Raw genomic sequence first — 25,838 nt, 5'->3', positions numbered from 1 at the left:
TTGTGTCGCATCCCGGCCAAGATTTTTGTGAATCGGTCTTGTGCGGGCGGCTGATTTCTGCCATAAAAAATTTAGGACAGTAGTGCTGTCTTATTTTGTCGCGCAAAACAGGCCGGACTGGCGTATCATATGGGCCATTCCGGCCGTTGCCGCGCGCGACGGGTAGACGGCTCGGCTCTGGCCTGTACGATACCGGATACGACCCAGGCGGCCAGCCGCATGGTTCGGCAAGGATTTCGCAAGACGTGCAGCAAGGATGAAGGGGAAGCAACGCGCTTCCCGAGGCAAACCAGCGCCCGAAGGGCTGGGAACGGAGGATAGGACGATGACGGAATTGACGCCATCTGCGATCAACGGCCAGGCCGCGCAGACGAAAGCGGCAACCGTCAAAAATACCTCCCTGACCAATGCCGGGCGCGCCGCCAACGGTTTCGCCGCCCAGGGCCTTTACGATCCGCGCAATGAGCACGACGCCTGCGGCGTCGGCTTCATCGTCAACATGAAGGGCGTGAAGTCGAACCAGATCGTCAAGGACGGTCTGGCGATGCTGGAGAACCTCACGCATCGCGGCGCCGTCGGCGCCGATCCGCTGGTCGGCGACGGCGCCGGCGTTCTGGTGCAGCTTCCCGACAGCTTCTTCCGCCAGGAGATGGCAGCCAAGGGCATCGACCTGCCGCCGGCGGGCCAATACGGCGTCGGACACTGGTTCATGCCGCAGGACGCGGCGCTGCGCGCCCATATCGAGGACATCATCACCGAATCGGCGCAGTCCGAGGGGCTGCCGCTGATCGGCTTTCGTGACGTTCCGGTCGACAATTCGTCTTTGTCGAAGGCTCCGGACATCGCGGCATCCGAGCCGTTCCACCGGCAGGTCTTCATCGGCCGCACGGCCGACATCCCCGACGACGAAGAGTACGAGGCCAGGCTCTATCTGCTGCGCAAGGTCATATCCGGCCGCATCTATGCCGAGAACGACAACAAGGATATCGGCGCCTATTGCGTGTCGCTGTCGGCGCGCACCATCGTCTACAAGGGCATGTTCCTGGCCTACCAGGTCGGCGCCTACTACAGGGATCTCAGCGATCCGCGCTTCGAAACGGCGCTGATCCTGGTCCACCAGCGCTTCTCGACCAACACCTTCCCGTCGTGGAAGCTGGCGCACCCGTACCGCATGGTCGCGCACAACGGCGAAATCAACACCGTGCGCGGCAACAACAACTGGATGGCCGCCCGCCAGGCCTCGGTCGATTCCGAGCTGTTCGGCAACAACATCTCGAAGCTGTGGCCGATCTCCTATGAGGGCCAGTCGGATACGGCGTGCTTCGACAACGCGCTCGAATTCCTGTTCCAGGGCGGCTACAGCCTGAGCCACGCCATGATGATGCTGATCCCGGAAGCCTGGGCCGGCAACAAGCTCATGGATCACGATCGCAAGGCCTTCTACGAATACCATGCGGCGTTGATGGAGCCGTGGGACGGACCGGCGGCGGTCGTCTTCACCGACGGTCGCCAGATCGGCGCCACGCTCGACCGCAACGGCCTGCGCCCGGCGCGCTATATCGTCACCGATGATGACCGGGTCATCATGGCCTCCGAGGCCGGCGTGCTACCGGTGCCGGAGGAGAAGATCGTCCAGAAGTGGCGGCTGCAGCCCGGCCGCATGCTGCTGATCGACCTGGAGAAGGGCCGCATCATCTCCGACGAGGAGATCAAGTCGGAGATCGCGACCAGGCACCCCTACAAGAATTGGCTCGCCAACACGCAGCTCATCCTGGAAGATTTGAAGCCGGTCGAGCCGCGCGCTTTGCGCAAGGACGTCAGCCTGCTCGATCGGCAGCAGGCGTTCGGCTACAGCCAGGAAGACACCAAGCTGTTGATGTCGCCGATGGCCACCACCGGCCAGGAAGCGGTCGGCTCGATGGGCACCGACACGCCGATCTCGGCGATGTCGGACAAGTCGAAGCTGCTCTACACCTATTTCAAGCAGAACTTCGCACAGGTCACCAATCCGCCGATCGACCCGATCCGCGAGGAGCTGGTGATGAGCCTGGTGTCGTTCATCGGGCCGCGGCCGAACATCTTCGACCTGGTCGGCAATTCGCGCCGCAAGCGGCTCGAGGTGCGCCAGCCGATCCTGACCAATGGCGATCTGGAGAAGATCCGCTCCATCGGCCACACCGAGGATCGTTTCGACACCAAGACGATCGACATCACCTATGGCTCGAACGAAGGCGCTGCGGGCATGCAAGGCGCCATCGACCGGCTCTGCGAGCGCGCCGAGGCGGCGGTTGCAGGCGGCTACAACATCATCATCCTGTCCGACCGCCAGCTCGGGCCGGACCGCATCGCCATCCCGGCGCTGCTGGCGACGGCCGCGGTGCACCACCATCTGATCCGCAAGGGCTTGCGCACCTCGGTTGGCCTGGTGGTCGAATCCGGCGAGCCCCGCGAGGTGCATCATTTCTGCTGCCTCGCCGGCTACGGCGCGGAAGCGATCAACCCCTATCTCGCCTTCGACACGCTGCTCGACATGCACAAGCGCGGCGAGCTGCCGGAGGAGGTCGACGCCTACGAAGTGGTCTCGCGCTACATCAAGTCGATCGGCAAGGGCATCCTCAAGGTGATGTCCAAGATGGGCATCTCGACCTACCAGTCCTATTGCGGCGCGCAGATCTTCGACGCCATCGGCCTGAAGTCGGACTTCGTCGAGAAGTACTTCACCGGCACCGCGACGCTGATCGAGGGCGTCGGGCTGGACGAGATCGCGGCCGAGACGCTCAGCCGCCACACCGACGGCTTCGGCAACGATCCGGTGCTGCGCAACGGCCTCGAGGTCGGCGGCGAGTACATGTACCGCATGCGCGGCGAGGCGCATATGTGGTCGCCAGACGCGGTCGCCACGTTGCAGCACGCCGTGCGCCAGGGCTCGTGGGACACGTTCAAGGACTATTCGGCGCAGATCGACAGCGAGACGGCCCGCGCCCAGACCATTCGCGGCCTGTTCAAGATCAGGCTCGCCGAAGAGACCGGCCGCAACAAGGTCGCGCTCGACGAGGTCATGCCGGCGGCAGAGATCGTCAAGCGCTTCTCGACCGGCGCGATGTCGTTCGGCTCGATCTCCAGGGAAGCGCACACGACGCTGGCGCGCGCCATGAACGCCATCGGCGGCAAGTCGAACACCGGCGAGGGCGGCGAAGAGTCGGACCGCTATCTGCCGCTGCCCGGCGGCGGCAAGAATCCCGAGCGTTCGGCGATCAAGCAGGTCGCGTCAGGGCGGTTCGGCGTGACGGCGGAATATCTCGTCAACTCGGACGTCATGCAGATCAAGGTCGCGCAGGGCGCCAAGCCCGGCGAAGGCGGACAGCTGCCCGGACACAAGGTCGACGCGACCATCGCCAAGGTCAGGCATTCGACGCCCGGCGTCGGCCTGATCTCGCCGCCGCCGCATCACGACATCTATTCGATCGAGGATCTGGCGCAGCTCATCTACGACCTGAAGAACGTCAACCCGGCGGCTGACGTCTCGGTCAAGCTGGTGTCGGAGGTCGGCGTCGGCACGGTCGCGGCCGGCGTTGCCAAGGCGCGCGCCGACCATATCACCATCTCGGGCTATGACGGCGGCACCGGCGCTTCGCCGCTGACCTCGCTCAAGCATGCCGGCAGCCCGTGGGAAATGGGCCTCGCCGAGACGCATCAGACGCTGGTGCTCAACGGCCTGAGGTCGCGCGTGGCGCTGCAGGTCGACGGCGGCCTGCGCACCGGGCGGGACGTCATCATCGGCGCGCTGCTCGGCGCCGACGAGTTCGGCTTCTCGACCGCGCCGCTGATCGCGGCCGGCTGCATCATGATGCGCAAGTGCCACCTCAATACCTGCCCGGTCGGCGTGGCGACGCAGGACCCGGTGCTGCGCAAGCGCTTCAAGGGCACGCCCGAGCACGTCATCAACTTCTTCTTCTATGTGGCGGAAGAGGTGCGCGCGCTGCTCGCCGAAATGGGCTTCACCCATCTCGACCAGATCATCGGCGACACCGATCTTCTGGAGAAGCGCGACGTGATCCAGCACTGGAAGGCGCGCGGGCTCGATTTCGGCAAGATGTTCTTCAAGCCCGATGCGCCGCACGAGGCGGTGCACTGGACCGAGCGCCAGAAGCACCCGATCGACGACGTGCTCGACCGCAAGCTGATCGAGCTGGCCAAGCCGGCGCTGGAAGCCAAGCAGGCCGTGTCCATCGAGCTGCCGATCCGCAATGTCGACCGTTCGGCGGGCGCGATGCTGTCGGGCGAAGTGGCCAAGCGCTTCAAGCACAAGGGCCTGCGCGAGGACACGATCCAGGTGAAGCTCACCGGCACCGCCGGCCAATCCTTAGGCGCCTTCCTGGCGCGCGGCGTCTCGTTTGAGCTGGTCGGCGCCGGCAACGACTATGTCGGCAAGGGCCTGTCGGGCGGCCGTATCGTCATCCGCCCGCCGGAAGAGGCCAAGATCGTCGCGGCTGACTCCATCATCGTCGGCAATACGGTGCTTTACGGCGCGACCGAGGGCGAAGCCTATTTCGCCGGCGTCGCCGGCGAGCGCTTCGCGGTGCGCAATTCGGGCGTCGCGGCAGTCGTCGAAGGCGTCGGCGACCATGGCTGCGAATACATGACCGGCGGCATCGTCGTCGTGCTCGGCAAAACGGGGCGCAACTTCGCTGCCGGTATGTCGGGCGGCGTCGCCTATGTACTGGACGAGAAGGGCGATTTCGCCGAGCGCTGCAACATGGCGATGGTCGAGCTGGAGCCGGTCCCCGAGGAAGACGACCTCATGGAGAAGCTGCTGCATCACGGCGGCGATCTCGACCACAAGGGCCGCGTCGACGTCTCCGGCGACATGACCAGCCATGACGAGGAGCGGCTCTATCAGCTGATCTCGAACCACGTGCATTTCACGGGCTCGGTGCGCGGCCGCGAGATCCTCGACAACTGGACGGCGTTCCGGCCGAAATTCCGGAAAATCATGCCGGTCGAGTATCGCCGCGCGCTGATCGAGATGGAACGCATGCGCATGAGCGTGGCGGCCGAATAAGCATTGGAAGGGCCGGAGAGACGGATCTCCGGCTGCCATCCTCACCAACAATCCTGACCCCGGACTGCGGTTGCCATGGCGGCCTTATGGGGTTAACGGGTGCGCCGACAAGTGCGTGCCTTCGGACAGCAGGGACTGGACTATGGGCAAGGTAACAGGGTTTCTTGAGATCGACCGGCAGGTGCACAAGTACCAGCCGGCCTCCGACCGCATCCGGCATTTCCGCGAATTCACCTTGCCGATGTCGGACAAGGAGGTCGAGAAGCAGGCCGCGCGCTGCATGGATTGCGGCATTCCGTTCTGCCACGGGCCGACCGGCTGCCCGATCCACAACCAGATCCCCGACTGGAACGACCTCGTCTACAATGGCGACTGGGACAATGCGATCCGCAACCTGCATTCGACCAACAACTTCCCGGAATTCACCGGCCGCATCTGCCCGGCGCCGTGCGAGGAAGCTTGCACGCTGAACCTCGAGGACATTCCGGTCGCCATCAAGACCGTCGAGCAGGCGATCGCCGACAAGGCCTACGAGACCGGCCATATACGGCCCTATCCGCCGGAGAAGAAGACCGGCAAGCGCGTCGCCGTCATCGGTTCCGGCCCGGCCGGCATGGCGGCGGCCCAGCAGCTCGGCCGCGCCGGCCATGACGTGCATGTCTATGAGCGCGAGAGCCGTCCGGGCGGGCTGATGCGTTACGGCATCCCGGACTTCAAGATCGAGAAGCACTATATCGACCGCCGCATCGAGCAGATGCAGGGCGAGGGCGTGACCTTCCATTGCGGCGTCAATGTCGGCGTCGACAAGCCTGTGGCCGAACTGCTCGCCGAACATGACGCGGTGCTCTATTGCGGCGGCTCGGAAATGCCGCGCGCCGCCAACATCCCGGGCGACGACCTCGGCGGCGTGCATGACGCCATGCCCTATCTGGTGCAGCAGAACCGCCGTGTCGGCGGCGAGCCGATCCAGTCGGTGGCGTGGCCCTCGCATCCGATCATCGCCAGCGGCCAGCATGTCGTCGTCGTCGGTGGCGGCGACACCGCTTCCGACTGCGTCGGCACCGCCTTCCGCCAGGGCGCGGTGCGCGTCACCCAGCTCGATATCCGCCCGCAGCCGCCGGAGAAGGAAGACAAGCTCGCCGTCTGGCCCTACTGGGCGACCAAGATGCGCACCTCGTCCTCGCAGGCCGAGGGCGCCGAGCGCGAGTTCCAGGTGGCAACGCTTGAATTCATCGGCGAGGACGGCCAGCTGACCGGCGTCCGCTGCTGCGAGGTCGACGAGAAGCGCAAGCCGATCGCCGGCACCGAATTCGTCATCCGCGCCGATCTCGCCTTCATCGCCATCGGCTTTGCCGGGCCGGCCGCCACCGGTGTGGCGAGCGAGCTGGATGGGCAGATGAAGATCGTCACCGACAGCCGGCGCTCGAAGAACGTCGAGGCCAATGACCGCGACTACAAGACCAGCGTCGACAGGCTTTACGCGGCGGGCGACGTGCGCCGTGGCCAGTCGCTGGTGGTCTGGGCGATCCGCGAGGGCCGTCAGGCGGCGCGCTCGATCGACGAAGCGCTGATGGGATCGAGCGTGCTGCCGCGCTGAGTCTGTCTCGAGACCCTACTTGCGCGGCCATCTGAGGGCGCTTTGCCCTTCAGGTGTCCCGGGGGCAGGTTTACGGACTGATCGCCGTGGTCGTTTCGGTTGTGGCCCCGGCCGCAGGCTGCCGCCTTGGCGGCCAAGAAAAATCGTCGGCGCGGCCGGGCGAAGCAGCGCTGGGTTTAAGTGCTTGGGGTGACACGGCGTGATCTCCGCCGTTGGCGGGAACAGGGCAGTGCAATAGTACTGCCCTGTTCCTTTTGATCAGAGGCCAGTGCGGATTTCTTCGGCAAGCGCCCTCAACGTCGTCTCGACGTCATCGCCGTTTGCCATCTTCTGCATCGCCACGGCCCATGCGTTCATGGCTTCGCCGAAGCCGACACGCGGTGTGAAAGCCAGCGCGGCTTGATCCTGTATCTTTTTGAAGCTGTCAACGAAGTTGTTGAACTCGGGCTGCGAAGCGTACTTAGTCTAGGTATCGTCCTGCCAGGTCGACGTGCGCGGCGGATTGACGAGCTGGCCAGCAAGGGCACCCTTGAGCGCCACCTGCTTGGAGGTGGCCCACGGGATGAACAGCCAGGCCGTGCCCTTCTTTTCGGAAGCCGCGTTCATGGCGAGAGCCCAGATCCAGATGTCAGAATCCAAGCTCGTGGCGCTCGGTGCGTGCAGCGGCGGAGCGAAGGCGATCTTGCCGGATGCCGGCTTCCCCGCAACATCGTTCCAGAAGCCGAACATTTTTGAGTCGATCGTCATCGCGGTGCGGCCGGACGAGATGCCGTCCACGACCTGGTTCCAGTTATCATTGGCGAAGGAAGGAGCCGCGCACTTCTTGATCATGTCCGAATGTAGTCGTATCCAGCATCGGTAAGCTTCGGATCACTCAGGTATTTGTCCAGCAGGCGCCACTCGGAGCGAGGTCCTACGCGGGCTGAATGCCAGTGCCGAACACATCCCATGCTGGCGACTTCGTCGTCAGTTGGATCGTCATCTTGTTCCAGTAAGAATCGTCTGGGTAGAGTTCCGGCGTGACCTTGATGCCGGGTCAGCTTCTCGAACTCCGGAAAGTTGCGCAGCGAGAGCATCCGCATAGGGGTGGATGTCGTAGGCCCAAGTTATGCTGGTCCCTTCGAATTGACGCCAGTTCACGGTGTCGGCAGCGGCCGAATTAGTGAGCGATGCCGAAACGGCAAGAAACGCCAAGTCAAAAGCAAGCTGTTTGCGTAGCGACGCGCACCTGTAACGAGTACGGGGAATGAGCGACCCATGTAATCCTCCCTGGGGCATTTTGCCAATTTTTGGGTCCACTCCTCCATCCCGAGTTTGCTCATAGCCACAATAAGCGGTTTCCAACGACCTCGCTCTGAATGCACCAGGCCAACTGGGTAAAAACGGGTAACCGGCACTTAAAGGCGATGTAGTATCGCCACCAGAAATACTGCTCCGTGGTGCTGGCCTTTGCCTGGGGGCGCAACACGGCAACTACCCGCTCAAAACGGTTGGTCCTCTACCTCTTATTCACCGTCGCTTTCCTCGCGGCCTAACCCGGCCGGAATATCCGTTGCCAGAAAAAGGCCTCGCGGCCGGTTCGAGGCGCATCCCTCCTCCGAAGCAGCACGCTCAAGTATCGTCACAAGCCCCGAGCGCTTCGCGTTCGGCGATGTCCAAATTCCGACAATGTCGGATACAGTCAGATCTACTGGATTGCGTTTGAATGGTTTTCTCATTTGGCACAGTACATGCGGGTCATCCGCAAAACACGTGACCGACCAACAAGAGTTCGCATGATCACCTTACCACAACATACAGCCGCCGCGGAACAATCACTTGGCCCCTGATCGCCCGCCCCGGCACCACAACCGGAGTCATCGATGTTCTGACAGGCTGCCCAAGGATACCTGCTGCAACAGGGCTTGCCCTGGTGACGACCACTCCGGCTCCGCCGGTTACCGACGAGGGCAAAGTGACGGATTTCCTGCTTTTCAACGGCATGGAGGTGGCTGTCATTCCCGACCACCGCGCCGCTCGTCACCGATATGGTCTGGTGCAGGATCGGCAGCGCGGATGAGCCGCCGGGGATATCTGCATGTCTTCGAGCATCTGATGCTCAAGGCGCCTCATGACGAGCACGGCTCCGTCGCCTGGAGAGATTGAACCCAAAGGGAGATTCAGATGTCTGAAGCGAATCAGGAAAAGTTGGACGCATTCTTGGGGAAAATGGTCGGCGATCTCGGTGCGATCGCAACGGGCGCGGGAGTCCTGCTGGGGGACAGACTCGGCCTGTTTAAGGCATTGCGCGAAGGCGGCAAGATGACGGCCGCCGAACTTTCGACACGCACCGGCACCCAGGAACGCCTCGTAAGGGAATGGCTTTCCGGGCAGGCGGCGGCGGGTTACGTCGACTACGATGAAGCGAGCGACAAATTCTATCTCAACGCCGAGCAAGAGCTGGTGTTCGCTGATGAAGACAGCCCGGCCTTCATGGCAGGCGCATTCGAGTTCCTGTCCGCGCTGTGGCTCGATGAAGAAAAGGTGAGGCAGGCATTCCAGTCCGGCAAGGGCGTCGGGTGGCACGATCATAGCGCGTGTCTGTTTCGCGGTACGGAACGGTTCTTCCGTCCAGGCTACAATGCCAATCTGATCGACTCCTGGCTGCCGGCCTTGGAGGGCGTCGTCGAGAAGCTCGAACGCGGCGTGGACGTCGCGGATGTTGGATGCGGTCATGGTGCATCGACCGTGCTCATGGCACAGGCCTTCCCCAATTCGCGCTTCGTCGGCTTCGACTATCATGCCCCCTCGATTGAGCGCGCCCGCAAGGCGGCCGAGGTAGCCGGCGTCGGCGTTAACACGCGGTTCGACGTGGCGGCCGCCAAGAGCTATCCCGGAACGTATGACCTCGTCACATTCTTCGATTGCCTTCACGACATGGGCGACCCGACGGGCGCCGCCACCCATGTCCACGGATCGCTCAAGCCGGACGGCACGTGGATGATCGTCGAGCCGTTCGCGCATGATCATCTGGCGGCGAACCTCAATCCCGTCGGCCGCGTTTACTATGCCGCTTCCACTTTCGTGTGCACGCCCGCATCCGTGTCGCAGGAAGTCGGGCTCGCGCTTGGAGCCCAGGCCGGTGAGGCGAGGCTGCGCAAGGTTGTGACCGGCGGCGGCTTCAAGCGATTGCGTCGCGCCGCGGAGACACCGTTCAACATGGTGCTGGAGGCCCGCCCTTAGCGTGGCCGTCGCCAGAAATTGCAGCTCATCGCATTTGATTGAAGATCACCGCCAAAAATCCGGACGCATCGGGGACATTTTCAAGGCGCCTGGGTTCACGCAGAGGTCGCTGCCGAGTTGTGTGCCAAGAGTCCCATACGTTGCGGCTCAGAAAGGACCCGACGCACGGCTACGAACATGCCCATAGTGATGGCCGCTATAATCACATATGCCCACCATGGCGCGTTCACAAAGCTGGTAAGCCACGTCGCACCGAACGCGCTTACGACAAAAACGAGAGCCTCGATAAAATGACTGAGCCTGTACACATTCAGTCGTCTCATCCTCATACCACCCATCCAAAGACTGAGCTTGTTGCGCTACTGCGACAGAGCCTAACATATTGGAGAGCGCTCACTATTTCTATGCTAAACAGTCTCGCCTGAGTATATGTTTTGAGTCGCTAATTATGGAATTCTGCCAGTCTGCATTTCCCCTGATCTGATGTAGAGCAGCTTCTAAGTGGGAATTAGTCCCCCATCGACCGGATCGGGCGACACGAACATGCGCTGAAGGCTTGGCGGAACGGCTACTGGGACCATGATGCTACTCGAATGCAAGATCGTGTCAGAACGTCCCGGGAAGGCTGCAGGCAGGGGATGTCAGGTCAATCAGCCTATAGATATGATACCGCCCATTCGCTGAGACTTCACGATGGGCATAGGAGGTGGGAATTCGTGCCTTGAGATGGACGCGGCTGTCGGAGCAGGCGAGCACGGCAGCAGCGATGGCCTGAACCTTCGGGCCGCTGACAAAAACGTTCACCACCGCACGCGAGCCGAACCCGTCGAGATACGTCTCGAAAGCATCGAGGTGGGCCATCAGCCCGAAAGCCTGGATGTCGCGAACTTCGCCATCTTCGAGCCGGTGGGTTTCACGTACCTTGGCCACCTGTTGATCGAGCAAAGCATCGATATGCGCATTCTTCTCGCTTCTTGGGACGAGGAGCGAGATCCGTTCCGGACTGACGATATCGATCAATCCGTAGAATACGTCGGCATCTCCTCCGATCCCCACGAGCAGGACTTTCTCTTCGCCCATTCCTCCGCTGCCTTGAAGATGAGGGACGGTGACGTATCGGTCCAAGCCGCTGGAAAAATCCTCTTTGCCGATCGCGTTCCCGTAGATACCTTCGGCGTACCCGAATTCGAGAGACTGAATCGACATTTTCTTGAATGCCACCGCAATCAGCCATTGGATGTAGATTCGCGGCATCGTCGAGCACTCGACGAAAACCTTCCGCAGGCTTCCTTCGTATGAGCCACATGAAGCGGCCATCTGAGTGAGCAGGTGATCGAGGAGATTGATGTTCTTCTGATACTCGATGGAAGGCTCGAGGGTGATCGCAGTCACTTCGACGCCCCATCGGGTACCCATAGCGATGAGCTTTCGCCGGTTTTCTTCGACGGCTGGGACGTTCGCTTCCTTCAGAGCAAAGTCCAGAACCACGATTTTGCCGACCTTCAGGTCAAGATGGTTTTCGAACGCGGCGAAACGCGTTTCCCATCCAAGCGCGACGATCGCGATATCTGCCTCCATCGTTTCGCAGGTACCTGCATCTCTCGCCTTCTCAGTGACGGCCAGATGGCCGAAGACTCGATACTCGACAGTTGAAGCGGTCATTCGAGATCGCTCTCGAAAAGCGAGTGCTGGAATTCGGTCTTGAGTGCGGGCCGCGCGACGAGCTCCTTAAACACCGAGTCGGCCCAGTCTTCTGGGAGCCGATGCCTGGTAAAAAGCAGGTCGACCATCTGCGCCGCAGGGATTGTGTTGATTTCGTACGGGCCGCGATAGGAGAACCCGAAGTAAGGTGCAAATCGCCGATGCAATCTGATCAGCATCTCCTTCGATGCGGGGTCGGCGCGGTCCACCTCAAAGTTGCCGGCGGCGGAGACCTCCCGGATAAACCCATCCCTTTCCGCCCGACGCAGGACCTCGTCCAGTTTTCCGCTGGGTTGCTCCAGTCGGTTCACCAGCGAGCGCATTTCCTTTAGATCAACCCTGAAAATGCCTCTCTCTGTCGTTCCTAGAGCATTTTCTTCGGCAAACTCTGTCTGGAGGCGAGCGGTCAGGTAACCCAACGCCCGCACCATGCGCACGCTCTCTTCTTCGTACGGATGTGAAAGCGCCTGAAGTCCATCAAGCTTCCGTTGAGAGGCGGCGTTCACAGCCTGTCTCTGCTGTTCGAGATGAATCTGTAAATCCGAGTTGATGAATTCCACCAGTTTTCGTGGATCACTGGAACTCGGAACACTGCGGCGGAAGATCTCTCCCATTATATCAAGGAAATCGCGTATACAGACGTCGCTCAATGATGTGATGATCTGGTGCCCTACGTACGGGTAGTCATGCAGACGCAGCATCTGGCACGCTTTCAGAAAAGCCCATCCCTGTTTCCGGGCGATCGACCTCTTCAGATTTGAAGCATCCGCCTTGCTCATGGGCCGGCGCTTGATTTCCGGGTTCATGAGCGCGAGCGCCAGCCCTTCGGCATAAGGGCGCGCTTTTCGATCAAGAAGGAATTGCTGCTGATCCGCCGTCCTCAAATTCACGGAGAGGAATTCACGTGCTGCATCAGCGAGTGCCACAAGCTCTTCTCTGCCCTCGGAATGACCCGATATGATAACCCGCTCGATGATGTCATTGACGGAAAGCCGCCCCAGCCGGTTTTTGAGCGAAAACGCGCTGAGCGCATCGTTGCGCTTGAGATCACTCCGCAGATGGTCAGGAAGCGCATAGTAGAGCCGAAGCGACGACACGTTCTCGCACAGCGTGGCGAACTCCCTCGGATCGACTGAATCAAGATTCTCGACGTCCCGGTCAGCATTCGAGAGCGACTGGCCGGGTATGATCGTCCGGATCGTGTCGTAAAGGCCGCCGATGTAGGCGAGGACCCATTTCACATTGCCGCGCGTCTTCCTCACCAAGGTGTTCAGGAACTGCTGTTGGAGCGGTGTCAGTGCCTCACAGTCGTCAATCAGGATCTTGAAGAAGGGCGCCCTGTCACCGGCGAAAGATGGGCCATTTAAAAGTGGGGTGATCGCGGTCGCGACCTTGTTAATGATCGCGCCAGGGTCTGTCGCTCTGAAGCCGGTCGCTCCCTCATCGGCGGCAAAGAAGAACGCGTTGAAGCATTCGTCGACGTACCGGGTTATCCCACCCCGCAGCTCATCTATGCTGAAGAAGTCGAGACGGGCAGGTTGGGGTATGAAGTGCAGCACTTCGCGATGCAGTGCCAAGGCGACGTCCCTATCTTCAGAGGCCCGGTATTTCAAGTGGCTGTCGCGTCTGAGCTGGCTGATGCTCTCGAGCAGGCGTTCGACTATCTTCAGCTCCAGATAGTGAGAGAAGATTACGAATTGCCGCGGGATCACGGCGGCCGTGTCGAAGCGTATCCGCTCCGGAATGAGGTTCAGAACCGCGTTGTCGATTAGGGGCGAAAATGTCTCATTGAGCTGGAAGAAGACGCCATACCAGCCGAGCTTGCCGACTTGGTCCGCGAGACTTTTGTCTTCGAGGATATGAACTGTGGAAAGCGAGCGAAGAATACTGGTCTTGCCGCTGCCTCTCGTCCCTGCGACGAAGACCGGCTTGGCGGCGGCAGAAATCAAGGCCGACTTCTGACTGAACCACAGTATCGGGCGACTTTCGTACTCGATCCTGTTGGGGCCGAACGGATTCTCCATCTCTATTCGTCCCTTACCTTAATGCGCCAAGCCGAGTTTGCCTTCGTGAGGCCGTCTATCTCGACGAAGCGCGCCGCTTGGAGCATCAGAAGAGAGTCTTCCAAATCTAGCCCGAGCTCGGCGGAGGCGGCAATCTCAGTGATCTCGTCCCAGAAGAGTAACCCATTCCCGCGCCTGGTGGCATGGTCGCGCAGTCGGCGCATCAGGTCAAACGTGTCGTTGTTCAGAAAGGCCTTGCCGTTGGACATAGTCGAGATGAAGCAATGTTCGCCTTCCATGACCGTCCCGTCGGCGACATTGGTGCGGTAGGGTATAAGTCGGATGCCGACGAGCTCTCCCTGATCGGTCGTGAAGAAGACGAGCTCATTGAAACCTGACTGTATCTCTGGTGCTGAGATGCAGATCAATTTGCCGTCCGGAAACCTTGGATCGTTGACGATCTCGACCGGATCGGCATGTATGTGTCCATGCAGGTAGACGATAGGCTTGTTGCCCTGCAGCAGCTGAGTTCTGACAAATCCGCTGTTGAGCATCTCCGCGTATGGCGTAATGCGCGGAGTCTTTTGTGGCAGCAGATTGTGATGGCCGATCATGATGCCGTAACGCATGTCGGGCTGCTGGAGCAATTCCTGTAGGCCTGCAAGCATCTCACGCGAGATGTATGGCGTGTCCATCTGACCGTAATACTCGTCGTCGGACGCCTCCTTGTCTGGATCGCTGGGAGGTGTCGCGGGCGAATGTCCCGAGGTGTCCGGCGAGCCGAGATCTACAGGTTCTGTAGAAGGACCGAGTGCCTCGAGACGATCACGAAGGAACGCGGGAAGGTTCTGAAGCTCCCAACTGCCTATCGCTGTGTTGACGAGGATGAAGTTTGCGCCTGCGGATCCTGTCGGAAGTCTGAAGTGCACGGGTTGGTCCACGGGAACGGTCTGCCAACCCAAGCGGGCGGCTAAACTCGCCATTTCGCTGAATTTCTCAGTCGGTCCAAGTTCGCGCGCGTCATCACGGTTCACATCGTGATTTCCCGGTACGAATATCAACGGAAGCGCCTTTGAACTGCGCCCCTGTGCGCGGCAGAGCAACGTGAAATGCTGGAATGCCGAAGCAATGAAAGTCTTGTCGCCACGGCTCGTGAAATCCCCCATGAAGGCGATCGAATCCAAGGGCTTCGAAGTCGTCAGCCGCCGAAGCTTCGTCAAGACGGCACGCAGCGAAGACGCGCGTAGCTTCTGCGTTATTTTCGGAGCGAACTTGCTATCCTTGGCATCGATGTTGCTAGAGGAAGGATGCCAATCCGGATAGTGAATATCGCCTACTTGAAGGATTCGCACCCGTCGCATAACTCGCCCCCCCGCCGAGAGCCATAGACTAATCCGTTCGCTTTTGCCAAGCGCGAAACGATCATCCGACCGCATCGCCTGGAAAGCGCGTTTATCTTTTTGTTGGTAATGGAGAGGCACGACGCAATTGTGCCCCCGGTTGCTTGTCTGCCCACCAAATGGGCACTCAATCTGGGCGCATGGCTTATGATTTCTCGAGTTTGTCCCATAACGAGTTTGAGGATTTGGCCCGCGACCTCGTAGGTCGCGAGATCGACAAGCGTTTCGAGGCCTTTCCCGAGGGACCGGACGACGCGATGGATGGTCGACATGCCCTTGCCGGCGGCGACATTGTGCAGGCGAAGCACTACCAGCGGTCAGGCTTCTCGGCGCTGAAATCCAAGATGAAGAGCGAGCGCACAGCCATTGATGGCTTGGCGCCCTCGCGATACTTCCTCGTCACGTCGGCTTCGCCCGCGGCAGGCGGACACCGGCATGCGCAGCAGGATGAAGCCAGTGAGGGCCAGTAATACACGACAATAGTCATTAGGCTAGAGTACAGTCGCCTTGGGAGGCTGTTCGAATTCAATCCGGCGCTTTTCGGCATCCTTTTTTCGTTTGGTGGTGTCGATACGATATTGGTCAATTCCATCAAGATCGCTCTTCATATCGTTTGGTGTTGGAACTGGAATGGCCTTGGCGGACGCCATGTCATGTCCAGAACGCTCCGAAACTCGCTTCATGGCCCAATAGATTCGCTTGTGGTCTTCGTCCTCGACCACCACACCCTTCAGGCTCTGTGTCTTGACATCGCTGTTAAATCGCTCGACGACTTTACCGAGCAGGATTTCTTCAACGAGCCTCTCCCAGGTTTCCCGAAGATCGCTGTAGAAATCCTTCGCTGACCTTCGCCAAGCATCGGTGGTGAAATCAGTGGCGCCGTCGAAGCTCTTCAGGCGCGTCTTGAGAGTCTCGATGCGCTTCGTGACAGACTGTGCGATCCACGGCTCGTCAGTTTCGCTAATCAAGCCAAAACCGGCAGATTCGGACTTGTTGATGTAGTTTCGAACAAGGGGAATCGGCGGATTGGCCTGCGCAGCTGCGTCAACCACCTCGTTGAAGAACAGAAGATTATGGGTGAAAATAATAATCTGACGTCCTGTGGCCGCTTCTTTTACGAGCCTTGCCGCGACCCGCCTGATCCGAACATGGTCGAGAGATGACACGGGGTCGTCGATGATCATGCCTTGACGCGATGTGTCTCCTCCGACCTCGGCTAAGAAACAGGCCAGGGCAAGCGCGCGCTGCTCTCCTTCGCTTAAGACCTTGCTGTTTGAGATCGCTTTTGCCGCGTTGAGCCCGACCTCGAAATAGCTCTGCCCATCTTGACTACGATCATTAACTGCGAACGGGATGTGCGTTAACGCCAGAGTCTCAATCTCGGCGACGACGCGCTTTTCGAGATCCTGCATGACGAGGCTTCGTCGAAGCGACGTCATCTGCCGTGACACCGAGCCTGTTTCGACAGCATCGCAGCATGAGAGAAGCTTGCGCCGCTCTTCGAGATTCGCCAAGCGCGCGAGAACGATGGTGAGATCGTCGCCCAGTTTTTTCCGATCCTTGAGTGTATCGCGACGAGCTCGATCGGTAGCGCGGTTCCCGTCGTCGGCCGCTGCCTTGTCGTCCGTCAGCGCTTCGGCCTCTAGCGCCTCCGCCTCCGTTCGGAGTTTCGATGCAACTGGCGCCGCAAGTTGCGGGAACGCAGCGTACTCGGACAGCGCAGCCGCAACGACAATTGCATCACGCCTTTTACCTGCCTCGACATAATATGCCGAGATCAGGGCCACCATCGCCTTGCGTGCGGCGGACAGATCGCCAAACTCTCCGAGAGCCGCCTCAACCGCCTCCCCGGTCGCAATGGTGAGTCCTTTGATTTGGCGCAGGGCCTCTTCATGGGCAATAGATGCGACTTGCGCCGCCTTATTTGCGGCGCCCGTTACGAAGTCATTGAAGGATTGGATCCGCCCCGCGGCGTCCGCCGTCATCGGCTCCTGGCAGAGCATGCAACGATCGCCTTCCTGATCTGGCAAGTGCTGATGATCGATGCCAGTGACGCTCGCTAAATAGGCTCGTGCATGGTCGAACATATACCGCCAGGGAGAAAGCCCAACGCCGCTCAACGGCATAGTCGCGAACGCTCCTGAGGCGGCAAGTTGTGCAGCCTGCGCTGTAGAATCGGCTGTTGCATATAGATTGCGATAAATCTCGAGGGCCGCCGCTGAGAGAGCCGCGTCGATCTGTTCAGATGCAGTCAGCAGTTTTTCCAAGGCCGCCTTGGCACGCCGACGCTTTGTCGCCATCGTTGAAGGGTCGCTTGCCAGAGCCTGTTCGAGGCCAGCGAGATCAGCCATGTCCTGCTCTGAGAGGGCAGCGAGGTTTTTGATTTCGGCTGCGGAAGGCATCACGTCCTTTGACTTGATTTCGAGACGAGCCAGCAGCTTTACGACCGCGCCGGCAGCTGTGTACCCACTCGGCAATGGTGTCTTTAGGTTCTTTTCGATCGCTTTGATTTCTTCCCGGAAGTCGGCTTCGAGCTCGGTGCGGTGACGTCCATGGCTTTCGAGAAGCGCGATGGCTGCGGGCAGAAAACCGATACGGTTTTGCTTATCGACGTAGAGGCGAGCGTTCGCGGAGTCGAAAACGGAGATCCGTGCAATTGACGCGGGGGGCAGCGTTCCGTCCTTCCAGGTTATGGGGGTCGGTTCCGTAGCACCCTCTTCGAGAAACCGGACAAGCACTTCGGCTGGCGGTTTGGTGCCGATCTCGAACACGTTGCCAAGAAGATCATCCGCCGTCAGACTACGGCAAAGCTTCTTCGCGATCCGGCAATAGCCGCTCTTTCCGCTTCCATTGTCGCCGTAGATAATGGTGATGCCATCGGTGGCGAAACGCAGTTGCTGCTCTTCGGCGAGGCGGTTCAAATGCTTGACGGGGCCGAGTGAGCAAAGCACCGCGCGCGGCTCGTTCGAACTGTTGGCCCTCAAATGCTCCGCCGAGAGCGGAGAGCATTCGGGCAGATCAGCGGTAAATCCACCGACGTGGCGGACCCGAGCTGTTACACCGGCCTTATCCTCCTGCTCGAGGTTGAAGCCCGGCCGCGCGGCGTGTCTTCTTAAGGCATCCCTAATCCAGTCGGGCTGCTTATCCGCCCATTCCAAAAGTCCAACCTCGGCCATTCCTGCCCCCCGAATCTTACCATCATTATACTTATTGATTAGTCCAGATTCGATGAATTCGCTTGTCTGGACAAATTTTCCTCGCGATCGCACATAGAGTGCTGGAGATGTACCCAATAAATGACCTCCCCCCGCGCCGCTAGGTCAGCAAACAAATGCTTCAGCGATCAAACGTCTCCACAACGACATCAGCAATCAAAGGCATTGGACCGCGCGCACGAATTTAGGTAGCCGGCAACGCGTACGAGGAGATAGAGCTGGAAGTGCGTGCCTTTCGATAGTCTATGGGCGGAATTCGACCGCCTCACCGATAGGCCGATCGAGGTTCGCCGTCACTGTCGGGCTGGGTCCGAGTCCGCGATAGGCGCCACGACAGCGCTCGCGATAGGCGCGCAACGCTTGGTCCATGGCGCCCGGACCGCCACACATTTGCGGATGACGTCCTGCCCGTCTTGGGTTTCAGCAGCGTGCGCCGGCGCTCCGATTTCCGCGACTTTTGGATCCCCTCCAATCGTGACGACCGATTATCGCCTGTCTCCATTTCGACCGTTATCTGGGCGGTAACACTTTTAGAAATCTATGCTGCTGGACATAAGCGGCGACCATACCGAGAATTTACTTTCAAATTCTGGCGGCAAAGTTCTATCGTAAATGAAAATAGGGGATGGGGTATGGAAACGAGTTCGGAGACTGGCGATGCTGCCGGTATATCAGCCGCGCCCGTAATAGAAGTCGTGGCGGACATCGCCGCCAGCTTTACATATGCGTCCTTCCAAAATGCTATTCCGGTGATCCGGTCTATCGCGCTCAACAACCCGACCCAGCAGGGTTTCGAAAAATGCACTCTCGAGCTGACATCGAACCCCCCTTTTTTGCGCGCCAAAAGCTGGACAATTGATCGGATCGTTGCTGGCGACCGGCTTCCCTTAAGCGATCGAAAAATCGATCTCGACGCCGGCTATCTGGCCGGTCTCAACGAGGCTGAGCGCGGGGAGATAACGTTGCGCCTAACCTCAGGAGGCGCAGTGCTGGCCGAGCAGCGCGTTGCGGTGCGCCTGCTTGCCCGCGACGAATGGGGTGGCGTCGTCGATATGGCGCAATTGCTCGCCGCATTCGTCATGCCGAACGACCCGGCGATCGCAGGACTGCTGCGTTCCGCAGCGGAGCTGCTCGCAGCGCATGGTCATCCTTCCAGCCTCGATGGCTATCAAAGCGGCAATCCGCAACGCGCATTCATGCTGGCGGCCGCAATTTATTCGGCCATTGCTGGCCTATCGCTGCATTATGCAGAGCCACCTGCGAGCTTCGAAAGCCGCGGCCAAAAAATTCGACGTCCCTCAATTATTACGGCAGAAAAGCTGGCAACCTGTCTCGATACCAGTCTGTTATTCGCGTCCGCCCTGGAGGCGACGGGCTTGCATCCCGTCGTTTTGATGTTTCAGGGACACGCGGCCGTCGGCGTCTGGATGACACAAAGGACGCTCGCCAACGCCATTGAACCCGATGCCATGGAGGTCCGCAAGGCGCTGGCATCGCGCGAACTCATCGTGTTTGAGACGACAGGCGTGACGCATCGGCCGGCGATGACGTTGGAGGCTGCCCAACACGCAATCGAACAGCGGCTCGACGAAACGCAGGTAGCCACCTTTGTCGCAGCCATCGATATACGCCGCTCGCGCAGCGGCGGCATCACACCGCTTGCTTCGCACGAACCGACGCGCCGCAGCGTGGATGCAGAGGCGGCAACCGAAATCGCGTTGCCGTTGCCAGCCGCACCGGCCGTGGTAGCCCTGCCGGTCGAGATCGTCGAGGTAAAGCCGACGACAGCGGCCGGACGGATCGACCGCTGGCAGAAAAAGCTCCTCGATTTGACACTGCGGAACCGCCTGCTCAATTTTCCGGACTCCAAGAAGACAATTCCGTTTCTTTGTACTGACGTCGGCTACCTCGAGGACCGTCTGATGGCAGGCGCTTCGATCCGGCTGATTTCGCTCCCCGAACAGAATCCACTGGGCGAGCGGGATGCTGTCCTCTATCGCGAGGTGCACGGACGTGACCTCCAGCGTGGCTTTGCCGCGGAAGCGCTTCTGCGCGACGAGCTCCCGTCGACGCTCGATGGGCGTCAATTGGAATCCCGGCTGATCGATCTTTACCGGCAAGTGCGCAACGATTTTGCCGAGGGCGGCGCGAATACGCTCTTCCTGGCGGTCGGCTTCCTGCGCTGGAAGAAGAAGGCCGAGGACGAGCGCAGCTATCGCGCGCCATTGCTGCTCGTACCGGTCAAAATCGAGCGCCGCAGCGCAACATCGCATTTTACCTTGCGCTTCCATGAAGATGAACCGCGATTCAACGCAACCTTGTTGCAGTTTCTCGAACGCGACTTCGAGCTCAAACTGCCACAGTTTTCCGGTGAGCTGCCCGAGGACGAAAGCGGCGTTGATGTGCCGAGGCTGCTCGGTCTTATGCGCCAGGCAGTGCGCGACGTCCCCGGCATGGAGGTGGTGGACGAGACGGCGCTGTCGACCTTTTCCTTCGCCAAGTTTCTCATGTGGAAGGATCTGGTCGAGCGTACCGATGCGCTGCGCGAAAACCGTGTCGTGCGCCATCTGATCGACACGCCGGAGATAGCTTTCGAGGGCAATGGCGCATCATTCCGCGACGAGCGCGAACTCGACCGGCACTATGCCCCGTCCGACATGGTTTTGCTGCTGCCGGCCGACTCCTCACAGACCGCCGCAAGTCTTGCCGCCGCTGAGGGTCGCGATTTTGTCATCATCGGTCCTCCCGGCACTGGCAAGAGCCAGACCATTGCCAACATGATTGCCAACTGTCTTTCAGTTGGCAAAACCGTGCTGTTTGTGGCCGAGAAGACGGCGGCGCTCGATGTGGTGTATCGCCGCCTGCGCGAACATGGCCTGGGCGCGCATTGTCTCGAACTCCATTCCAGCAAGGCGGACCGACGCAACTTTCTCACCCAGCTCAGGATCAGCTGGGAAAGCGGCGTGCGCGTGGACGCAGCGGAGTGGATTGCGATCAACGAGCGGCTTCGCGTCCGTCGCGACGAACTGAATGCCTATGTCGAAGCGCTGCATCGGCACCATGTCAATGGTCTGACGCCTTATCTGGCGCTCGGCATCGCTCTCAAGAACAAGCGGCAGCACGCTCCGAGATTGTCCTGGCCATCGCGCGATTCCCATGACGAGGCAAACCGGCTGGCGCTGGAGCATATTGCCGCCGAAACAGGTCTCGCATTTCAGTCGGTGGAGATGCGGTCGGTCTTGCGTCTTATAGATGTCACCGAGTGGACGTCAGGCTGGCAGGACAATTTGCTCGAAGGGGCAAAGACCCTCAAGAATGCGTCCGAGGTTCTAGCGACCGCACTCGACGCCTTCCTGGTGAGCATCGGCCTGCGCGCCAAAGGCGACGGGTCAAAAGCGGAGCTCGAAGCGCTGCGAAAACTAGCAGCGGCACTCCAGGACAGTGCCGGCTATGACGTCAGCATTGTCTTTGATCGAGATTTCGCCCAGTTGCGGGGAGCCCTCGCCACTCTCAATGAGGCAATCGGAGACTATCGCAAGTCTCGCAAGGACCTGTCGGCCCGCTATGACGAGGCTGCCGTTGCGCGCATACGGGTGGAGGACATAGAGCAGCAATGGCAGCAGGCCGCTTCTGCATTCTGGCCAAACAGTCAGTTGGGCAAACGCAAAGTCCAGAAGCTGCTTCAAGGCTATGTCACAGAGGGGGTAGCCGATCCTCAGCACGACTTGCTGCTGTTGCGCCTGATGCAGGACCGCCGGGCCACTGTCGAAGCCAACATCCTATCTGGGAAGCCGATCGGATTTGCCGCACTTGATACCGACACCCACCGTATCGATCAGATACTCTCGATGGCCGAAAGGCTTCGACAGACGCTACGCCTGCCCGGCCTCGGCACGGAGGATTTCAAAGCGCTCCTGCAAGCAACCGCCCCGAGCCTGCGAAGCGGTGCAGCAGATAGCACGATGCGCTATGGGGCAGCCCGCTTCCTTGCGGCTTCTGCAGCATTCGAGGCTGCCAAGACCCAATTTGCGATCCCTGCTGGAAAGACGCCTTCTTGGGCAGAACATGATAACCCGCTGACCGAATTGACGACTGCGATGGGAGACTTGCTCGACGCCCGTCATCTTCTCCGGGACTGGACTTCGTGGTGCGGCATTCGTCGCAGGGCTGTCAGTCACAATCTGGGAGCGTTGGTCGACGATATCGAGGCGGGTCTAGTGCGACCAGCTGAAGCTCAATCCGCGTTCCGCCTGGCCTATGTACGCTGGTGGCTGCCGGCCACGCTGGATGCCGATCCGGTGCTGCGGAATTTCCGTCGCTTCCAGCACGAGCACGCCATCGAAGATTTCCGGGAAATCGACGATCTTGTCCGCGCTCAAGCAAGCCTTCGCGTCATCAGTGCCATCGCTCATGGTTTGCCGGCTGTGCAAGGCGTCCCGCGCAATTCCGAGTTGGGCCTGTTGCGCCATCAGATGGAATTGCAGCGGCCCAGCCGGTCAATCCGCGAGATGATTGGCGCGATGCCGACGAGCTTTGCCAAGCTCGCGCCGTGCATGCTGATGTCCCCTCTTTCAATCGCTCAATATCTACCGCCCGACCAAGCCCTGTTCGACGTGGTGATTTTCGACGAAGCATCGCAGATCACCACCTGGGACGCCGTCGGTGCCATCGCGCGAGCCCATCAAACCATAATCGTAGGCGATCCCAAGCAGTTGCCGCCCACCAATTTCTTTGGCCGCAACGAGGAGGACGAGGAAGTCGTCGAACACGAAAAGGATCTTGAGAGCATTCTCGACGAAGCCAAAGCGGCCGGCATCCCGGTACGTGACCTGCGCTGGCATTATCGTAGCCGCAATGAGTCGCTGATCGCCTTTTCCAACCATCACTACTATCAGAACCGGCTCATCACATTCCCTTCGCCAACGGTGGAAGATCGGGCAGTTCAGCTGCGAAAAATCACGACCGGCATCTATGACCGTGGCAAAAGCCGCACCAATCGAATCGAAGCCCAAGCGGTAACCGACGAGGCGGTCAGCAGGATGCGGCGTTGGCTGGCCCTACCGGAAAAGGACCGACCCACGCTCGGAGTCATCACTTTCAACGCGCAACAGCAGTCGCTCATCCTCGACCTTTTCGACAAGGCACGCCAGACAGAGCCGGAGCTTGAATGGTTCTTTGCCGACGAGCGTATTGAGCCCGCCATCGTCAAGAATCTGGAAAATGTCCAAGGGGACGAGCGTGACATAATCCTGTTTTCGATCACCTTTTCGCAAGATAATGCCGGCAAGCGCAGCATGGATTTCGGCGCGCTGAATCGGGACGGCGGCGAACGCCGGCTGAATGTCGCGGTGACGCGTGCGCGGCAGGAACTGATCGTATTTTCAGGTTTTGCCGCCGACCAGATCGACCCCAACCGAACCAAAGCGATCGGCGTACAGCATCTCAAAGCCTTTCTCGATTTTGCCGAACGCGGCGCTGTGGCATTGCCAGCGCAGGAACGCGGATCGGTCGGAGCCCTGGAATCCCCTTTCGAGGAGGCCGTCGCTGCCGAGCTTGAGAAGCGCGGATGGACCATCGTTCCTCAAGTCGGCATTTCGGGCTTTCGAGTGGATATAGGGATCCGGCATCCCGATCTCGCCGGCGCCTATCTGGCTGGGGTCGAATGCGACGGCGCGACCTATCACAGTTCTGCCACGGCGCGAGATCGAGACAAGGTCCGCGAGCAGGTCCTGCGCGGCCTCGGGTGGAACATTGTCCGGGTATGGTCAACCGATTGGTGGTTTGATCTCGAAGGTTGCACCGAGAGGCTTCATGCCAGCCTGGCCGCGCTGCTCGAGGAAAGCCGTCGCAAACAGGCTGAACAACAGGAAAGTGAAGCCGCGATCCATTGGGACATGGGACATAAGGTCGACCCCATGGACCCATTGCCAGCCGAAGACCTAGCATCGGCCGGCGAACCGGAACATCCGTCGATAAAATCAGAGCCAGAACTTGTCGCCGCTCCCCTCGCGACGGGAGAGCGCCCATCGGCATCTGCAGGAATTTTGCCTGCGGCCGCGCATTCGACGCATGATACCGTACCGACGGGCGGCCGTTATCGCCTGACTGATCTAACCGGATTTTCCACCAGCCCGGATCAGTTTTATGACTTCGTCTACCGAGGCACGCTGCGGTCCATGGTCGACGCGGTGATCGAGCAGGAAGGACCTCTGCGAGATGACGTCCTTGCGCAGCGCATCGCACGGGCGCATGGCTGGCTCAGAACGGGCAACAAGATTCGGGAGCGGATCGACCTGCATCTGCGCGAGTTCGATAGAACTGAAGAATCCAGCGGCAGCTTCCTATGGAAGAGAGGGACGGTGGTCGACCTGCTTGATTATCGCATGCCGTTCGATGCCGATGCCCGCCGGTCCATTGCCGACATTCCAATCGCCGAGCTGGCCGCTGTCGTCGTTGCGAACGAGGACATTCTGGAACAGTCCGACCCCGCTCTCGACCTTGCACGTCTGCTCGGTGTCGAGCGACTTGCGGCGATTTCACGCTCCCGGCTGGATGAAGCCATCGATCGCGCCCAGCGCAACCTGGCATCGACATAGTCTCGGAGACTCCATGTTTCGATTCATCCACAGCTCCGATCTTCATATCGGCAAGCGGTTCGGCAACATGCCAGAGGATCTGCGCGGGCGGCTCCGTGAAGCGCGCCATGGCGCGATCAGCCGGCTGGCAGAGCAGGCACGCGTCCATGGTGCATCCACCATACTTCTGGCCGGCGATACGTTCGATACCGAAACGCCCACTCCAGCGATGTTGCGGCAGGCCATGGCCGAGATGAGCCAGAGCGCGCCTCTGCGCTGGATATTGCTGCCTGGCAACCATGATTCCCTGTTGGCTGATCAATTGTGGAGTGCAGCGGACAGCGTTGTGCCGGACAATGTCCTGCTGGCGACGCGGCCCGAAACCCTGACCATTGGCGCGGACGTGGCGCTGCTGCCTGCACCTTGCACCACCCGCAGACCCGGTCGCGACCTTACCGAGTGGATGAACAGCGCCGCGACGCCGCAAGGCGCCATCCGGCTCGGCCTTGCTCATGGCGCTATTCAGAACTTTTCCGAAGATTCAGCAGCGTCCGATGTCATTGCACCAGATCGCGCGACTAAGGCCGGCCTCGATTATCTGGCACTTGGCGACTGGCACGGACCCGTCACCATCAATGAGCGCAGCCGTTATAGCGGTGCGCCCGAACCTGACCGTTTCAAGCATGATACACCCGGTCAGGCCCTTGTCGTTTCCATTGCCGGGCCTGGCGCCGTGCCCGAGATCGTGGCCGTTGAAACAGCTAGCTTTTCCTGGAAAACCGCTCCCCTGCATCTGCTGTCTGGCGACGACAGCGCCGCGGCATTTGAAGCGTTGCTTCCACCGGCTCATCTGCGGCGTCAGACTTTGCTGCGAATTGCCGCGTCTGGCCGGGTGCGGTTAAGTGGGCGAACGATCCTTCAAGCGGCGATCGCGGTAGCCGCGCCCGACTTCGCCTATCTGGAACTGGACGGGGACGGGCTCGCGACCGACTGCGAAAGTGGCGATTTGGATCGGATCGACCGCTCTGGTGCCCTTCGCGAGGCAGCGCAGGCACTGTTGGAT

General features: G+C 60.2%; 11 protein-coding genes and 1 pseudogene. 7 read left to right on the top strand and 5 right to left on the bottom strand.

Annotated elements, in window-relative coordinates; translation table 11 throughout:
• Positions 1 to 325: 325 nt before the first annotated feature.
• Positions 326 to 5,062: a glutamate synthase large subunit gene (gene gltB / locus EN780_RS01820; RefSeq protein ID WP_128271777.1), complete on the top strand. Its 4,737-nt coding sequence runs from the start codon at positions 326 to 328 to the stop codon at positions 5,060 to 5,062.
• 142 nt (positions 5,063 to 5,204) lie between these two features.
• Positions 5,205 to 6,659 (top strand): glutamate synthase subunit beta, encoded by a 1,455-nt coding sequence (locus tag EN780_RS01815; RefSeq protein ID WP_127392015.1) that lies wholly within the window; start codon positions 5,205 to 5,207, stop codon positions 6,657 to 6,659.
• Between the two features lie 465 nt (positions 6,660 to 7,124).
• On the opposite strand, the gene EN780_RS40360 is transcribed toward EN780_RS01815, so the two are convergent.
• Entirely contained in the window at positions 7,125 to 7,490 is a 366-nt protein-coding gene (locus tag EN780_RS40360) for an extracellular solute-binding protein (RefSeq protein ID WP_245454714.1), read from the bottom strand.
• A gap of 1,054 nt (positions 7,491 to 8,544) precedes the next feature.
• Between EN780_RS40360 and EN780_RS01805 the strand changes: the two are divergent.
• Positions 8,545 to 8,765, top strand: a pseudogene (locus tag EN780_RS01805) (insulinase family protein); the annotation flags it as partial.
• A gap of 57 nt (positions 8,766 to 8,822) precedes the next feature.
• The gene (locus tag EN780_RS01800) at positions 8,823 to 9,881 is read left to right on the top strand and encodes a class I SAM-dependent methyltransferase (protein WP_024504268.1); all 1,059 of its coding nucleotides are present in this window, start codon (positions 8,823 to 8,825) and stop codon (positions 9,879 to 9,881) included.
• Between the two features lie 606 nt (positions 9,882 to 10,487).
• Here EN780_RS01800 and EN780_RS01795 read toward each other — a convergent pair.
• Genes EN780_RS01795 through EN780_RS01785 form a run of 3 tightly spaced genes read right to left on the bottom strand, consistent with a single transcriptional unit; the run spans position 10,488 to position 15,066 of the window.
• A complete protein-coding gene (locus EN780_RS01795; protein WP_126057630.1) occupies positions 10,488 to 11,543 on the bottom strand; it encodes a hypothetical protein in 1,056 nt (351 codons plus the stop codon).
• On the bottom strand, positions 11,540 to 13,606 hold the full coding sequence (locus EN780_RS01790) for a hypothetical protein (protein ID WP_126057629.1): 2,067 nt from the start codon (positions 13,604 to 13,606) through the stop codon (positions 11,540 to 11,542). The genes EN780_RS01795 and EN780_RS01790 overlap by 4 nt, the downstream gene beginning before the upstream one ends.
• A 2-nt stretch (positions 13,607 to 13,608) precedes the next feature.
• Positions 13,609 to 15,066 (bottom strand): metallophosphoesterase, encoded by a 1,458-nt coding sequence (locus EN780_RS01785; protein WP_126057628.1) that lies wholly within the window; start codon positions 15,064 to 15,066, stop codon positions 13,609 to 13,611.
• A gap of 59 nt (positions 15,067 to 15,125) precedes the next feature.
• On the opposite strand from EN780_RS01785, the gene EN780_RS01780 reads away from it, so the two are divergent.
• Positions 15,126 to 15,455, top strand: coding sequence for a hypothetical protein (locus EN780_RS01780; protein ID WP_186815491.1), 330 nt, complete (start codon positions 15,126 to 15,128; stop codon positions 15,453 to 15,455).
• A gap of 21 nt (positions 15,456 to 15,476) precedes the next feature.
• Here the strand turns inward: EN780_RS01780 and EN780_RS01775 are convergent, their stop codons facing one another.
• Positions 15,477 to 18,161: an AAA family ATPase gene (locus tag EN780_RS01775; RefSeq protein WP_126063811.1), complete on the bottom strand. Its 2,685-nt coding sequence runs from the start codon at positions 18,159 to 18,161 to the stop codon at positions 15,477 to 15,479.
• 671 nt (positions 18,162 to 18,832) lie between these two features.
• Between EN780_RS01775 and EN780_RS01770 the strand changes: the two genes are divergently transcribed.
• Both EN780_RS01770 and EN780_RS01765 read left to right on the top strand, forming a co-directional pair.
• Entirely contained in the window at positions 18,833 to 24,796 is a 5,964-nt protein-coding gene (locus tag EN780_RS01770) for a DUF3320 domain-containing protein (protein WP_128271775.1), read from the top strand.
• Positions 24,797 to 24,809: 13 nt separating this feature from the next.
• Positions 24,810 to 25,838, top strand: a 1,029-nt coding sequence (locus tag EN780_RS01765; RefSeq protein WP_133372570.1) for a DNA repair exonuclease, incomplete at its 3' end; no start/stop codon positions are given.

Origin of the sequence: Mesorhizobium sp. M4B.F.Ca.ET.089.01.1.1 (genome assembly GCF_004022605.1) — a bacterium.
In the GTDB taxonomy this organism is placed as follows: Bacteria; Pseudomonadota; Alphaproteobacteria; order Rhizobiales; family Rhizobiaceae; genus Mesorhizobium; species Mesorhizobium abyssinicae.
The sequence above is the reverse complement of the archived record's forward strand: the minus strand, read 5'-3'. Positions and strand labels throughout refer to the sequence as shown.

Excerpts from the sequence above, each read along its gene's own strand:
- gltB (WP_128271777.1), top strand. The coding sequence starts at position 326 with ATGACGGAATTGACGCCATCTGCGATCAACGGCCAGGCCGCGCAGACG.
- EN780_RS01815 (WP_127392015.1), top strand. The coding sequence starts at position 5,205 with ATGGGCAAGGTAACAGGGTTTCTTGAGATCGACCGGCAGGTGCACAAG.
- EN780_RS40360 (WP_245454714.1), bottom strand. The coding sequence starts at position 7,490 with ATGATCAAGAAGTGCGCGGCTCCTTCCTTCGCCAATGATAACTGGAAC.
- EN780_RS01800 (WP_024504268.1), top strand. The coding sequence starts at position 8,823 with ATGTCTGAAGCGAATCAGGAAAAGTTGGACGCATTCTTGGGGAAAATG.
- EN780_RS01795 (WP_126057630.1), bottom strand. The coding sequence starts at position 11,543 with ATGACCGCTTCAACTGTCGAGTATCGAGTCTTCGGCCATCTGGCCGTC.
- EN780_RS01790 (WP_126057629.1), bottom strand. The coding sequence starts at position 13,606 with ATGGAGAATCCGTTCGGCCCCAACAGGATCGAGTACGAAAGTCGCCCG.
- EN780_RS01780 (WP_186815491.1), top strand. The coding sequence starts at position 15,126 with ATGGCTTATGATTTCTCGAGTTTGTCCCATAACGAGTTTGAGGATTTG.
- EN780_RS01775 (WP_126063811.1), bottom strand. The coding sequence starts at position 18,161 with ATGGCCGAGGTTGGACTTTTGGAATGGGCGGATAAGCAGCCCGACTGG.
- EN780_RS01770 (WP_128271775.1), top strand. The coding sequence starts at position 18,833 with ATGGAAACGAGTTCGGAGACTGGCGATGCTGCCGGTATATCAGCCGCG.